This is a genomic window from Pseudomonas cyclaminis (assembly GCF_015163715.1).
GTDB classification, from domain to species: domain Bacteria; phylum Pseudomonadota; class Gammaproteobacteria; order Pseudomonadales; family Pseudomonadaceae; genus Aquipseudomonas; species Aquipseudomonas cyclaminis.
The window spans coordinates 1-13,472 of record NZ_JADDUM010000195.1 but is presented as its reverse complement, the minus strand read 5'-3'; the positions used below and the strand labels follow the sequence as shown (position 1 = coordinate 13,472).

10 protein-coding genes and 1 pseudogene are annotated in these 13,472 nt (G+C 61.9%); 5 read left to right on the top strand and 6 right to left on the bottom strand.

Annotation, left to right across the window (positions count from 1 at the left end; all coding sequences use genetic code 11):
• The first annotated feature begins 200 nt into the window (after positions 1-200).
• The 5 genes from IQK56_RS22615 (at position 201) to IQK56_RS22595 (ending at position 5,206) form a co-directional block, all read left to right on the top strand.
• Positions 201-2,360 (top strand): PA5441 family protein, encoded by a 2,160-nt coding sequence (locus tag IQK56_RS22615; RefSeq protein ID WP_193863539.1) that lies wholly within the window; start codon positions 201-203, stop codon positions 2,358-2,360.
• Complete coding sequence (locus tag IQK56_RS22610; protein ID WP_193863540.1) at positions 2,357-3,061, top strand: DUF3142 domain-containing protein; 705 nt, start codon at positions 2,357-2,359, stop codon at positions 3,059-3,061. Before IQK56_RS22615 ends, IQK56_RS22610 begins: the two co-directional genes overlap by 4 nt.
• 80 nt (positions 3,062-3,141) lie before the next feature.
• Positions 3,142-3,837 (top strand): hypothetical protein, encoded by a 696-nt coding sequence (locus tag IQK56_RS22605; RefSeq protein WP_193863541.1) that lies wholly within the window; start codon positions 3,142-3,144, stop codon positions 3,835-3,837.
• Positions 3,838-3,851: 14 nt separating this feature from the next.
• Entirely contained in the window at positions 3,852-4,538 is a 687-nt protein-coding gene (locus IQK56_RS22600) for a hypothetical protein (protein ID WP_193863552.1), read from the top strand.
• Entirely contained in the window at positions 4,535-5,206 is a 672-nt protein-coding gene (locus IQK56_RS22595; protein ID WP_193863542.1) for a PP2C family protein-serine/threonine phosphatase, read from the top strand. Before IQK56_RS22600 ends, IQK56_RS22595 begins: the two co-directional genes overlap by 4 nt.
• A 5-nt stretch (positions 5,207-5,211) precedes the next feature.
• Here IQK56_RS22595 and IQK56_RS22590 read toward each other — a convergent pair whose 3' ends face one another.
• From IQK56_RS22590 to IQK56_RS22565, 6 genes and pseudogenes are all read right to left on the bottom strand, one after another.
• On the bottom strand, positions 5,212-7,665 hold the full coding sequence (locus IQK56_RS22590) for a TonB-dependent siderophore receptor (protein ID WP_193863543.1): 2,454 nt from the start codon (positions 7,663-7,665) through the stop codon (positions 5,212-5,214).
• A gap of 92 nt (positions 7,666-7,757) precedes the next feature.
• A pseudogene (locus tag IQK56_RS22585) lies at positions 7,758-8,707 on the bottom strand (FecR domain-containing protein).
• Positions 8,704-9,213: a sigma-70 family RNA polymerase sigma factor gene (locus IQK56_RS22580; protein ID WP_193863544.1), complete on the bottom strand. Its 510-nt coding sequence runs from the start codon at positions 9,211-9,213 to the stop codon at positions 8,704-8,706. Before IQK56_RS22580 ends, IQK56_RS22585 begins: the two are co-directional and overlap by 4 nt.
• 73 nt (positions 9,214-9,286) lie before the next feature.
• Positions 9,287-10,732, bottom strand: a complete 1,446-nt coding sequence (locus tag IQK56_RS22575) for an efflux transporter outer membrane subunit (RefSeq protein ID WP_122305257.1) — start codon at positions 10,730-10,732, stop codon at positions 9,287-9,289.
• Positions 10,729-11,787: an HlyD family secretion protein gene (locus IQK56_RS22570; protein WP_122305256.1), complete on the bottom strand. Its 1,059-nt coding sequence runs from the start codon at positions 11,785-11,787 to the stop codon at positions 10,729-10,731. The genes IQK56_RS22575 and IQK56_RS22570 overlap by 4 nt, the downstream gene beginning before the upstream one ends.
• 15 nt (positions 11,788-11,802) lie before the next feature.
• Positions 11,803-13,338 carry an MFS transporter gene (locus IQK56_RS22565; protein ID WP_193863545.1) on the bottom strand — a complete coding sequence of 512 codons (1,536 nt, stop codon included), beginning with the start codon at positions 13,336-13,338 and terminating at the stop codon, positions 11,803-11,805.
• Positions 13,339-13,472: the final 134 nt, after the last annotated feature.

Below are 13,472 nucleotides of genomic sequence, written 5' to 3'. Positions count from 1 at the left end.
GGCAGGAAAAACTCAATACCCATCCATGCAACGACTTCATACAAATCTCTCCCTGATCATCAGCGCAGTCTAGGGCAGCGAGGTTAAATTGCCACCAATCGAAGCGGACAAATCTGTGATTTGTGTAGGCCTTCACCATAGCCAACATCGGATCAGGCTACTATTGGCGTCCTCCAAGGACTCAGGATCAAGGACACGTCATGCGCATCGGTTTTCTGTCACCCCTGGCACTGGCCCTGCTGGCCAGTCTTTCCCTGCCGGCCCAGGCCAGTTCCGACGATTCGTGCTACCCGGATTGGCGGGTGTCACGTGACAGCCTCGATCCCTGCAACAACCTGCCGTTCCTGAGCCCTGGCAACGACAGCCGGGCCAACCTGCGCCTATTGCTGGCCGACAAAAAAGCCGAGCCGCTGACGCCTAGGGCATTGAGCGAAGACGATCTGTCCCAGGGTTTTGGCCCGGTGCCATTTGCGGTGTATCGCCTGATACCCGCCTCAAGCGCAGAGACGGAGGCCGACTCGGACCAATCGCCCACCGCCGAGTTGGACACCTTGCTGACCGGTCTGGGGATCAAGCGCGAGGACTATAAAACCGCCGGTGCAGCCTTCGTCGATGGTGAAGGCAGCCGCTGCCGCAGCAACGACGATGACAGCGCCACCGCATTTACCCGCCAAGTGATCAACGCCGACATGCCGAGCACCGAGCGCACGGCGCTGGTGAAGGCGCGTCTGCAATTGCTCACCACCTGCGACTGGGATGGCCAGGTGGTGAGTGATCCCATCGAGTCCGCCCACGGCCTGCTCTTTCGCACTTATCTGCAAGCCGCCGCTGACTTCTACAGTGGCCGCTTCAGTGACGCCGAACGCGGATTCGCCGCCGCCAACCTGTCGACGGTCCCTTGGCTGAAGGAAACCGCGCTGTACATGACGGCGCGCACGTCACTCAACCAGGCCCAGGCCGAGGCCTTCGATGAGTACGGCATGCCGCAGCTTGAGCATGTGGATAAGTCCGCCCTGAGCCAGGCCGAAGCCGGGTTTCTGAGTTACCTGAACACTTATCCACAAGGTGATTACGCGACGTCGGCCCACGGACTGCTGCGCCGCGTGCATTGGCTGGCGAACGACAATGACAAACTGGCTGAAGACTTCGCCTGGCAGTTGACCCAGGCCACCGAGGCCCAGCGCAATGTGTCGGTGGACGAACTGGTGGAAGAAGCCGACCTCAAGCTGCTGATGGTCAACAGCGCCAACCTCAAGGAGCCGCTGCTGCAAACGGTCACCGACCTGATGCTGATGCGCGCCAACACCCCGCCACGCCTGACCCGCGAAGCCCTTGACCAGCAGAAAGGCACATTTGCCAACGCGCCCGCGCTGTACGACTACCTGCAAGCGGCTTTTGCGCTGTATGTCGAGCATCAACCCGACGCGGCGCTGAAGCACCTGCCCCAGGACGTGCCGTCGAACCTGGACTACTTCGCCTTCAGCCAACACACCCTGCGTGCGTTGGCCCTGGAGGACAAAAAGGATTGGAAAGGCGCCGAAGCCCTGTGGCTGAAACTGCTCGACCAGGCCAAATTGCCGCTGCAACGCGACCAACTGGAACTGGCCCTGGCCATGAACTACGAGCGCAGCGGCCAACTGGCCAAGGTGTTCACCAGCGACTCGCCGATCAGCGCCACGCAGGTGCGCTACATCCTGCTGCGCACCGTCGCCGGGCCTGAGCTGCTGCGCCAACAGATCGCCCAGGCCAGCGACCCGCTGGAGCGCCAGACCGCGCAGTTCGTGCTGCTTTATAAAGACCTGTTGCGCGGCCAGTACGCCACCTTCGCCGACGACCTCAAGCAACTGCCCGCCTCGCCCCCTGAGGACAAATTGGGCACCAGCCTGGGTTATGTCTACAGCGGCAACCAGACCTTGAAGCTGTTCCAGTGGAACGGTGACAAAGCCGAATCCGGCTACACCTGCCCAAGCATCGCGCAAACCGCAGCGGCGTTGCAGGCCGACGCGAAAAACCCGCAAGCGCTGAACTGCTTCGGCGAATTCATCCTGCGCAACAACCTGGACGGCATGCCCCTGGAACAGGCTCGCGCCGCCGGTAGCCTGGGCAGCAGCGCGTCGGACTTCAAGGGCGAAACCTTCTCGCGCCTCGACGGTTACAAGCAGGTGATCGCCAACGCCAAGGCGTCGAAGAATGACAAGGCCTACGCGCTGTTCCGCGCCATCAACTGCTACGCGCCGGCCGGCTATAACAGCTGCGGCGGCCAGGACGTTGAACCGGCGGTGCGCAAAGCCTGGTTCCGCCAACTCAAGACCGGCTTTGGCGACACCCAGTGGGGCAAATCCCTGCAGTACTACTGGTGAAACACCTGTGGCTAGGCTTGCTGCTGCTGGCAAGCCCGGCCTTCGCGGCCGTCGACGCTCGCGACTATGACGCCTTCTGGCTGTGGAGCGGCGTCACGCCCCAGCCGGTACTCAAACAGGCCAAGACCCTGTACATCCTCCAGGGCCAGATCAACTCAACCCGCCGCGCGCCCCAGCGCGGCGTGCAATTTATCGCCCAGGGCATCAGCGTGCCGCGCATCACCCAAGGCGAAGTCTGGGTGGTCTACCGCGCCCACACCCTGCACTGGCCGGAACGCGTCTACACCCAACTGCTCGGCCAGGTGCAACGCTGGCGCGACGCGGGCAACCCGGTGGTCGGCATCCAGATCGACTTCGACGCCCGCACCCAATACCTGCACGAATACGCCGCCTTCCTGCGCGACCTGCGCCAACGCTTGCCCTCCGACCTGCGCCTGAGTATCACCGGCCTGATGGACTGGAGCAGCAACGCCGACCCAGCCGCCATCGCCCAGCTCAAGGGCGTGGTGGATGAAGTGGTGGTGCAGACTTATCAAGGGCGCCAGAGCATCCCGGATTACGCGGCGTATTTGCCACGGATGAACCGCATGGGGCTGCCGTTCAAGATCGGTTTGATTCAGGGTGGCGAGTGGGAGGAGCCGGGGTATTTGCAGGGGAGTGAGTGGTTTCGGGGGTATGTGGTGTTTTTGCAGAATCACTGATCATCCTTGACATCGGTATTGAAGCCGTGCAAGAAAGTGTCCTCTGTCCGCGGACAGAGGACACTTAAGTTTGGAGCCCCATGAAAAGTCAAGACGTACTTATCTTGTTCAAACTCATAAGCCTGGAATTGCAGGCCAGGGGGGAGCGCGTGAAAAAACGCGAGTTCTCCGTGATGCAAGATTCGGAAGGGGCGGTCATTTCGACCATCAAGCAATTTTTTGAAAATGAAAACGACATACAAGCCGTTCAGCTTTCTGATCTCGAAGACTGGCGCGGCTGGGACGAGAGCGAGCCTGCCGAACAGGACAATCAACAAAGCTACTCTGTAAGAGCCCTCGCATCGGCATTGGGACTGAGCAAAACAGAGGTATCTTCATCTTTAAGCCGGTGCCGCGAAATTGGGTTGGTGTTTACGGACAATAACGACGGTTCGCCCCTCGTCAGAAAAAAAGCACTGCTTGATCTCGTCACTTACAGCATTCGTTATATTTTTCCGGTGAAGCCAGGCCCCATCGTTCGGGGCATTCCGACCGCCTTTGCGGCCCCCATCCTGGCGGGGAAGGTCATCAGCGGCGGCGAATTAATCCCCGTCTGGCCGGACGCCTACGGCAAAAGCAAAGGCCAGGAAATCACGCCCTTGTACAAGACGGTGCCAGGAGCGGTAAAAAAGGATGAGCTTCTTTACCATTTCCTGGCCCTCGTTGATGCCATCCGCATAGGAGGCCCCCGCGAAGCCAAAGTGGCCGACGCCATGCTGAGGGAGTGGATTCTGTGAACTACGCCCGGGCAATGATGCTGCAAATGCTTGAGGAAGTCGCCGATGCGCTGGGGGCGGAGCTGCGGCGGCAAGTGGCTTTCGTGGGTGGATGCACGACAGTTCTGCTGATCACCGACGAATACACTCAGGAGTCCATTCGTGGCACCGATGACGTGGACTTAGTCATCCACCTGACAAGCACCGCAGCCTGGTACCGACTGGAGGAAACTCTCAAGACCAAGGGATTCAAAAACACAGGCCAGGATACGGTTACATGTCGCTTGCGCTTGGGTGAATTGAAAGTCGACTTCATGCCCACCGATGAGAAAGTACTGGGTTTCTCTAATACTTGGTTTGTCGGTGGACTGGAAAACGCCATTGATTATGCGTTGCCCAATGGCACCCGCATCAAAGTATTTGCCGCCCCCTGGTTTCTCGCCGCAAAACTACAGGCGTATCAAGGAAGGGGTAACGGCGACGTCCTGATGTCCAACGACATTGAAGACATCATTGCTTTACTGGACGGCCGGGAGGAGCTGACCGCAGAACTAGAACAGGCGCCTGTCGGACTGCAACGCTTCGTGAGCGATCAACTGTCGGCGCTGCTCAAATTGACGGCGTTTCAAGACGTAATCCAAAGCACAGCCCAAGACCCCGATCGCGAGGCCTTGATTTACAGCCGCCTCACTGCATTGATTGATGCAGGAGGGAGCGCTTGATCCTGCGCCTGAGCCTTAGCCGCAAAGGAACTCATAGAGCAGAAAACCGTGACTTCAGCGGCTGGGCGCACAATGCTGGCGCCCAGCTCTATGTCATCGCCGATGGGACGTCTAAACCCGGAAGCGGTCAACTGGCGAAAGCCATGATTCAACATGTGCTCGATGCGTTCGCCCATGCACAGCCAACTGAAGTATGTTCGCTCGATGAGGCGCTGAAGCTGACGCTCACTTCATTCAATGACGTGCACTCAAACCTATGCCCCGACTTCCCATTCGCTTCCACCAGCTACCTTGCATTGCTGGTTCTTGGACAGACCGCAATCACTATTCATGCTGGCGATTGCTGCCTGGGGCATCTGGAAAAAAATCAGCCCGTGACCTGGCTCAGCTCGCCACACTGCGGCCCCAACTGGAAAGGCGATCTGAGCCACTCGCTAATTGCCAGCAGTCCGGCCCGTAAACAACTACTCAACTGCATGAGTCATCGTAGGAGCCACGAGCCCCGCGTTCAATCGTTGCCAGTAACCCCAGATACATTATGGGTTCTGGCAACAGACGGTTTCTGGGCAGAGCTCTCACCCGAAAGCCAATTAGCCGTCATTGCCGCGCGATCTCTCGACGCCTACCCGACTGAAGACGATGTGACCTGTTTGCTGATACACATCTGAAAGGCTCACCAGTTGTAGGTCAAACTCGACACCACTGTGCGCCCTTCCCCGTAGTAACAATCCAAATCACTGGTGCATTGCGACACATAGGTCTTGTTGGTGAGGTTCTGCACGTTCATCGCCAGCTTCACGCCCTTGAGTTTCAGCGCCGAGCGGCCCAGGTCGTAGCTCAGGCTGGCGTCATAGACACTGTAGGACGGCACGGTGAAAGCACCTGCGTAATAGTCACCCAGGCTTTGACGGGCATAGCGCACGCCCAGGCCTGCGCCGAGGCCGGCCAACGGGGTGTCGCCGAGCACGGTGTAGTTGACCCACATCGAGGCGGTGAGCGGTGAGATGCCGGCCGGGTGGCGACCTTCGCGGCCGTCATTGTCCTTGGTGTACTTGACGTCGTTGCGCGAGGCCGAGGCCACCACGTCCCACGCATCGCTGAGAGAGGCCTTGGCTTCCAGCTCGACACCCCGCGAACGCATCGCGCCACTTTGGGTGCTGTAGGTGGTATCTACCGGGTTGGTGGTCAGCACGTTTTCCTGGTCCAGTTGGTAGACCGAGACCTGGACGGAACTCTTCTGGCCGGGCGGTTGGTACTTCACGCCCACTTCGTATTGGTTGCCGGTGGACGGCTCGAACGGTTTTTTATCGATACTGGTGCCGGCCAGCGGCAAGAACGATTCGGTGTAGCTGACGAAGGGCGCCACGCCGTTATCGAACAGGTAGACCAACCCGGCACGACCTGTGAAGGCTTGGTCCTTGCTGGCGAAGCGGCTGTTCTGGATCGGTTCCTTGTTCACCACATTGGCCCAGTCGTAACGACCACCGAGCACCAACGCCCATTTATCCAGTTTGATCTGATCCTGCACGTACAGGCCTGTCTGGGTGATGGTGCGGTCCCAGCGATACGGCTGACCGAAGTTCATCCGCTGGCCGTAGACCGGTTTGAACAGGTCGATGATCGGCGGGTTTCGGTCGTAAAGGCCGAGGAACTGGGAGTTGGAGTGGTAGTAATCCAGGCCGACAATCAGGGTGTGGTCCAGCGCGCCGGTGGCGAATTCGGCCTGGGCGATGCTGTCCACGCCGAACACTTTGTTGGTTTGCGACCAGTCCACGCCGAAGCGTTGCAGGTAGCGTTGGTCTTGCACGCCGGTGGCCGGGTTGGCAACGAAACGATAGCCGTGCAGCGGCGCGGTGTAGCGATCGTCGACCTCGGCGTAGCGGGCGTTTTGCTTGAGGGTCCAAGTGTCGTTGAGTCGATGGGAAAGCTCGTAGCCCAGTACGTATTGCTCGCGGTTGTACTGGTTGACACCCGGCTCGCCGATAAACAGGTCGCGCTTGATCTTGCCGTTGGGGTTGGCCCAGAGGGTGCCGGACGCCGGCAGGCCTTGGGCTTCGGGCACGCCTTTGTCTTTCTGGTACTGGGCGAAGACGGTCAGGCGGGTGTCGTCGTTGGGCTGCCAGGTAACGCTGGGGGCGATGAACTGGCGTTTGTTTTCGACGTAGTTGATCTCGTCCTGCCCATCATTGGCCAGGCCGGTCAGGCGGTAGAGAAATTGCCCCTGCTCATCCAGCGGACCACTGAGGTCGATGGCGGCGCTTTTGTGTTCGTAGGTGCCCGCTTCCAGCACCACCTGATGCACGGGGGTTTCGCTGGGCCGCTTGCTCACCATATTGACGATACCGCCCGGCTGGTTCTGCCCGTACAGCACCGACGCCGGGCCCTTGAGCACTTCAATGCGCTCCAGTGAGTAGGGTTCGATCTGCAATGCACCGCCGGTGCTGCCGCCGCCGTAGGGCAGGTGCAAACCGTCGAGGTACAGCGGCGTGGGCGAGAAACCCCGCGAGGTGGGTTCGTCAAACAATTTGACCCGGTCAGCGAAGCCGCCGGCGCTCATGCCGGGGGTGTAGAGCAGCGCCTGGGTGACGCTCTGGGCGCCACGGGCCTTGATCTCCGCCGCGGTGATCACGTTGATCGTCTGCGGGATCTCCACCAGTGCCGAATCGGTCTTGCTGCCGGATGCACTGCGCTTGGCGACAATCCCGTCCACCGGGCCCCAGGCGCTTTCCTGCCCCTGCTGACCACTGATCTGCGTGGCGCCCAACTGCAACGGGCCGCCCGCAGAACTCGCCTGCAACGACCAACTGCCCTGGGATTGCACGGCGGCCACCCCGCTGCCGGCCAGCAGTTGCTCCAATCCCGCCCCAACCGCATAACGGCCCTGCAGACCCGCAGTACGCTTGCCTTCGGTGAGCGTGGCGTCGACCGACAGCAAAATGCCCGACGCGCTGGCAAATCGATTCAGTGCCTGGTCGAGGCTACCCGCCGGAATGTTATAGGCGCGCTGCGCTTCGGCGCTTTCTTGCGCTTGAACAAAGCTCGGCACCACAGGCACCGTCGCCAAAAGGCTGACAAACAAGCCACGGCGCAGCGCGCGGGCCAAGGGTTGGACTGGGTGGTGCGGCATTGCAGGACTCCCCGTGAGATCGCTTCTTGATTGGCTTTCAAGAGGTATCCCGAGCGGGCAGCCGAAACCGACAAGCACTGATGAAAATATTTTCAGACCCGCGCCTTGATCGTCACCCAGTAGCGCGTCACCGCCTGCACCTGCACCGGCAGTGAGCGCTCCAGGGCCGCGAGGATCGCGTCGGTGTTATCCAGCGGAAACACGCCGGTGAGCAACAGCCCCGCCACCGCATGATCACAGCGCAACAGCCCAGGCCGATAGCGACTCAATTGCGCGACAAACTCGCCCAGCGGCTGGCGCTCGGCGATCAGGCGATGCTCGGTCCAACTGCTGCTATTGGCACTCAACCCAGGCAATGCGGAGCTTTGGCCGGCGTTGAACCACAGGCTATCACCGGCCTGCATCTGCACGGCGGTGCCGTGCAACGGGCTGACCCGCACGCGGCCTTCGTAAAGGTCGACGCGACTGCGTCGGGCAGTTCGCGCACGGCAAAACGGGTGCCCAGCGCTTGCACATCCCCGGCTGGGGTTTCGACGATCAGCGGGCGAGAAGGGTCGTGGCCGCTGGTCAAGAGGATCTCACCACGCACCAGGCGGATACGCCGCTCGCTGGCACTGAAGCGCAGGTCCACGGCGCTGTCGCTGTTAAGGTCCAGGCGCGTGCCGTCACTGAGGGTGACGTGGCGGATCTCGCCAGTGCGCGTGCGGTACTCGGCAAACACCGCTTGCCAGGGTTCGCTGCGCTGCACCAGAACGCCGCTGCCACCGGCCACCAGCAGCAAGCCGAGCAGCTTGAGCGCGGCGCGGCGCTGGGTGTCCGGGGTGTCGCGCAGCACCGCTTGGGCACTGTGGGTGGGTACACCGCCGAGGGTGTGCTGCAACTGCTGCAAGCGCTGCCAGGCACGCCGGTGTTCCGGGTCTGCGGCCTGCCACCGGGCAAAGGCCTGGCGTTGATCGCCTTGCAACTCACCGCCCCATTGCAGCATCAACCACTCACTGGCTTGCTCGACGATGGCCGGCGCGATGGGCGCGTCTTGTTTCATTCTTCGTAGACCACCTGGTAGCAGGCGACGATGGCGCGGGTCATGTACTTCTGCACCGAACTGACGGTGACTCCCAAGCGTTCTGCGATCTGTGCGTAGCTCAGCCCTTCGAATTGCGACAGCAGGAAGGCACGGCGCACGTTGTCGGGCATGCGGTCGAGCATGGCGTCGATCTGCATCAAGGTTTCGAGGATCAGCGCACGTGTTTCCAGGGACGGCGACTCGGGCTCGGGCAGGTGCGCGATGCTTTCCAGGTAGGCGCGCTCAATGCGCAGCCGTCGCCATTGGTCGATCACCAAGTTACGGGCAATTTGCACTAGGTAGCTGCGGCTTTCCTTGTCGCCGGGAAAGCGACCGGACACCAACAGGCGCAGGAACGTGTCCTGGGCCACGTCCGCCGCATGCTCACGATCACCCAGGCGCTTGCGCAACCAGCCTTGCAGCCAGCCGTGATGGTCGCGGTACAGGAGGTGAAGCTGTTGCTGGCCGTCAGTCGCGATGCCCATGAAACGCTCAGATAAGTTATTGAGAGCAATTATCATTACATCTTATTTCGCGACTGACAAAGCTCTTTGTTGCTCAGCGCTCGGCGGTGTGCAACGGATACACCGACTCCCAGCCCCCACCCAACGCCTTGTACAACCCCACCATGGCCAACGACACGCCGGTAGAACTTTCCACCCATTGCTCCTGGGTCGCCAGCAATGCGCTCTGCACGGTGAGCACGTTGACGAAGTCCGCCACGCCTTCGACGTACTGATGCTGTGCGGTGATCAGGGCGATCTGGTTCTGGCGCACGGCTTCGGCCAGGCTGTCGCGGCGCAGTTGACTGGCGTTGTAGCGGGTCAGTTGATCGTCGATTTCATGCCAGGCGCGCAGCACGGTTTGCTGGTAGGCCAGGGCCGCTTCCTGTTGCTGGGCTTCGCGCAGATTCACCATGCCTTGCAAGCGCCCGCCATTGAACAGCGGCAGGCTGAACTGAGGGCCGAAGGCGAAGGCGCGGGAGCCCCAGGAGCCGAAATCCGACAGCTGCATGGCCTGGGAACCGAGGCTGCCGGAGAGGGTGATACGCGGGTAGAAATCACCCTTGGCCACACCGATGTTGGCGGTGGCCGCGTGCAAACGGGCTTCGGCCTGACGGATATCCGGGCGGCGTTCGGCAAGCTGCGACGGCAGGCCGATGGCGACTTGGCGCTGGGTCTGCGGCACGGCGGCGTCCTTGGACAACTGCGCATGCAGGGCTTGGGGCGGCTCGCCCATCAGCAGGCTCAGGGCGTTGATCAACTGGTCCTGGCGTTGCTGCAAATCCGGCAGGCGCGCTTCGATGGCGGCGACTTGAGCAGCGGCTTCGGCCACGTCCAGATCAGTCGCTACGCCGTCGGCCAGGCGCAGTTGCGAGAGCTTGAGGCTGTGGCGCGCAACGTCGAGGTTTTGCTCGGTGACGGCACGGGTGTTTTGCACGCCGCGCAGTTGGATGTAGTCCTGGGCGGTCTCGGCCAGCACCGATAAGAGTACGGCGCGCCGGTCGTTTTCGGCGACTTGCAGGGTGGCGTCGGCGGCTTCGGTTTCGCGTTTGACGCGGCCCCAGAAGTCCAGCTCCCAGGAGGCGGAGAAGCCTGCGTCCCACTGGTTGAAGGCGGAACGGCCGTTTTCGCCGGACGGGTCGCTCAAGCCTTTGCCGCTATTGCGTTTGCGCTGGTAAGCCCCTGTGGCATCAACGTCAGGGTAACGCTCGGCGGTGGTCACCTGGCGCACGGCGCGGCTTTGCTCCAGGCGGCTGCTGGCCAGTTTCAGGTCGAGGTTGTCGGTGAGCGCACGGCGCGTGAGAGCCGACAGTTGTGCGTCGTGGAACACGTCCCACCAGCGCTCCTGGAGTGGGTCGCTGATGGCGCGGCTGTCGGCTTGGCGGCCTTGGGGCTCGTTCCATTGCGTCACTTGAGGGCTTTGCGGGCGCTGGAAATCCGGGCCGACGGTGCAGGCGCTCAGGCTGATCAGACTCAGGGTGAGCCAGGCAAGGCGTTTCATTGCTGCGCTACCTCACGCTGAACGGCAACAGGCTGGGTGTCGACGCTCGCCTCCACGGACATGCCGACGCGCAGGCGCTCGGTCAGCGGCTGGTTGGGTTCCAGCACAATTTTGACCGGGATGCGCTGCACCACCTTGGTGAAGTTGCCCGTGGCGTTGTCCGGTTTGACCGAGGCGAAGGTCACCCCAGTCGCGGGGGCGAGGCTCTCCAGATGACCGTTGAGCAACTCGCCGTCGAGGCTGTCGACCCGCACCTGCACGGCTTGGCCGGCATGCATGTGAGAGAGCTGGGTTTCCTGGAAGTTGGCCACCACGTAGGCCTCGGCCAACGGCACCACGGCGAGGATCTTGCTGCCCGGCGTCACATAGGCGCCGACCCGCACGGCGCGCTCGCCGACCATGCCATCGACCGGCGCCACGATGCGCGTGTAGGACAGCTGATAGCTGGCCATTTCCAGCGCGGCCTGGGCGCGCTTGAGCCCGCCTTCGGCGGCATCGCGCTGGGCGGTGAGAATCTCCACCTGCTTGCGCTCGGCCGCCAGCACCGCCGTGGCATTGGCCAGGCGTGCGGTGGCCTGGTCGATGCGGGTCTTGGCTTGCTGGGCGTTTTGCACGGTGCCGGCGCCCACGCCAGCGAGGTGGTTGTAGCGGTTCAGTTCGTGTTCGGCGAACGCCATTTCGGCGCGGTCTGCGGCGACGGTGGCCTGGGCTTGGGCGATCACCGAGCTTTGGCGCTCCAGGGTGGCGGTGGCGTTTTTCAGTTGGGCCTGGGCGACCAAGGTGTCGGCATCAGCGGCCTGGGCTGCAGCGCGAAAATCACGGTCGTCGATCAGCGCCAGCAGTTGGCCGGCCTTGACCCGCTGGTTGTCCTCCACCAGCACTTCCTTGATAAAACCCGCCACGCGCGGGGCGACCAGGGTGAAGTCAGCGGCGACGAACGCGTCGTTGGTGCTTTGGTGCTTACTGCCCCACAAGCCAGGCGCGACCAGGTACACCAGCACACCGACGGCAAATACGGTGATGACGGAGACGGCGATTTTGTCTTTGCGTTTCATGGAAAGTCCTTGTGGCTAGGTCGGTGCGCGAGGCGGAAAGATCCGCGTGGGCATCCAGAAAATCAGCAGGATCAACGCCACGGCGACGCCGCCCATGACGTAATAGAGATCCGAAGAGGTGAGCACCACGGCCTGCTCGTGCAGCCGATGGGCGAGGCCCGGCGCATCGCCGTCGGCCAGGGGCGAATTGCCCAGGCGGTCCACCAGCATGGTCGAGTGAAAGTGCAGGCGCTGGGTGGTCAACGTGTCCAACACGCCAGTGGCAACCACGGCGGAAAGGCCTTTGACGGTGTTGAACCAGGCCGAGGCAAACGGCCCGTCCTGTGGCTGAATACTGCCGGTGGACAGCATCAGCAGCGGCAACACGGCCATGGGCTGGCCGAAGATCTGCAGCAGGTACAGGCCGTAGAAATCGTCACGAATCCATTCCGAGGTGAGGTGCGCGCTGCCGATGCAGCACAGCACCAGCATGCCCAAGCCGATCCCCAGCACCCAGCGGCAATCGACCCAGCGCAGGTTGCACAGTGCGGCCACCAGCGGCAGCGCGATCAACTGCGGCAGCGCCATCAGCAGCATCACCGGCGCGGTTTGCAGCGGTCGATAACCCTGGACCTGGGCGAGGAAACTCGACGGGATGATGATCACCGAGGTCAGCACCATCAGCACGCCCGCCAGTACGATCAGGGCAAACGACAAATTGCGCAGACCGAGCATCTGCAACTTGAAAAACGGTATCGGGTGCGACCACTCATTGAGCATGAACAGCACCAGCAACACGCTGCCGCCACTCAGCAAAAAGGTGATCAGGCCCGACTCGAACCAGTCCAGGCGGTTGCCTTGCAGGATGCCGATCACCAGCATGCAGATCGCCGGGAAACCCAGCAGCAGGCCGCGCCAGTTGAACTGCTTGAAACGTTCCAGGCGCAGCGGGTCCTGAGGCAGGCCGTAGGCCACGGCGGCCATCGCCAGCAGGCACGGCCCGACGATCTGCCAGAACGCCCACTGCCAGCCGACGTATTCGGTCCACAGCGCCGCCAGCGGTGTGCCGAGGCTTGGGCCGAAGGTGGCAGTGAGCGCGTAGCCGGCCAGGCCATACAACTTGACGTTGGCCGGCAGGAAGCGCAGCGCCACAGTCATCAGCATCGGTGGCAACGCGCCACCGGCCAGGCCTTGCACGGTGCGCAGCAGCAACAGGCTTTCATAGTTCGGCGCGAACGGGCACAAGATGCCGAGCACAGTGAACAGGCCAATGGCGCAGAGGGTGAAGCGGCGCAGGGAAAACGTCACCGAGCACCAGGGCGCAAAGGCCATGGCCGCGACCGAGGTGGCAGTGTAGGCCGCGACCAGCCAGGTGCCTTCATCAAAACCGATGTACAGCGCACCACGGATATCGGCGAGGGCCACCTTGGTGACCATCTCGTTGAGGCCGGACACCAGCACCGCCAGCAACACCCCGACCAGGCCGATGATGATGCGCGGGCCGAACACGGGCGGGGTGATGGCGATGGGTCTGGCTGCGGCCGCAAGGGTGGGGGCAGCGAGGGAAGTCATGAACAGGTAACTCGGGACTAGAAATACCCGAGCAGTTTAATCAGGCGCATGCATGACAAAAAGTTACATATCGGCAGCTTATAACTGCACCACACACAATCCTGAATCCGACACAAATCTACATGTGGGAGGGG

Bases quoted from the DNA above. Each gene is read 5' to 3' on its own strand.
- IQK56_RS22615 (WP_193863539.1), top strand. From the start codon at position 201: ATGCGCATCGGTTTTCTGTCACCCCTGGCACTGGCCCTGCTGGCCAGT.
- IQK56_RS22570 (WP_122305256.1), bottom strand. From the start codon at position 11,787: ATGAAACGCAAAGACAAAATCGCCGTCTCCGTCATCACCGTATTTGCC.
- IQK56_RS22575 (WP_122305257.1), bottom strand. From the start codon at position 10,732: ATGAAACGCCTTGCCTGGCTCACCCTGAGTCTGATCAGCCTGAGCGCC.
- IQK56_RS22580 (WP_193863544.1), bottom strand. From the start codon at position 9,213: ATGGGCATCGCGACTGACGGCCAGCAACAGCTTCACCTCCTGTACCGC.
- IQK56_RS22565 (WP_193863545.1), bottom strand. From the start codon at position 13,338: ATGACTTCCCTCGCTGCCCCCACCCTTGCGGCCGCAGCCAGACCCATC.
- IQK56_RS22605 (WP_193863541.1), top strand. From the start codon at position 3,142: ATGAAAAGTCAAGACGTACTTATCTTGTTCAAACTCATAAGCCTGGAA.
- IQK56_RS22590 (WP_193863543.1), bottom strand. From the start codon at position 7,665: ATGCCGCACCACCCAGTCCAACCCTTGGCCCGCGCGCTGCGCCGTGGC.
- IQK56_RS22600 (WP_193863552.1), top strand. From the start codon at position 3,852: ATGATGCTGCAAATGCTTGAGGAAGTCGCCGATGCGCTGGGGGCGGAG.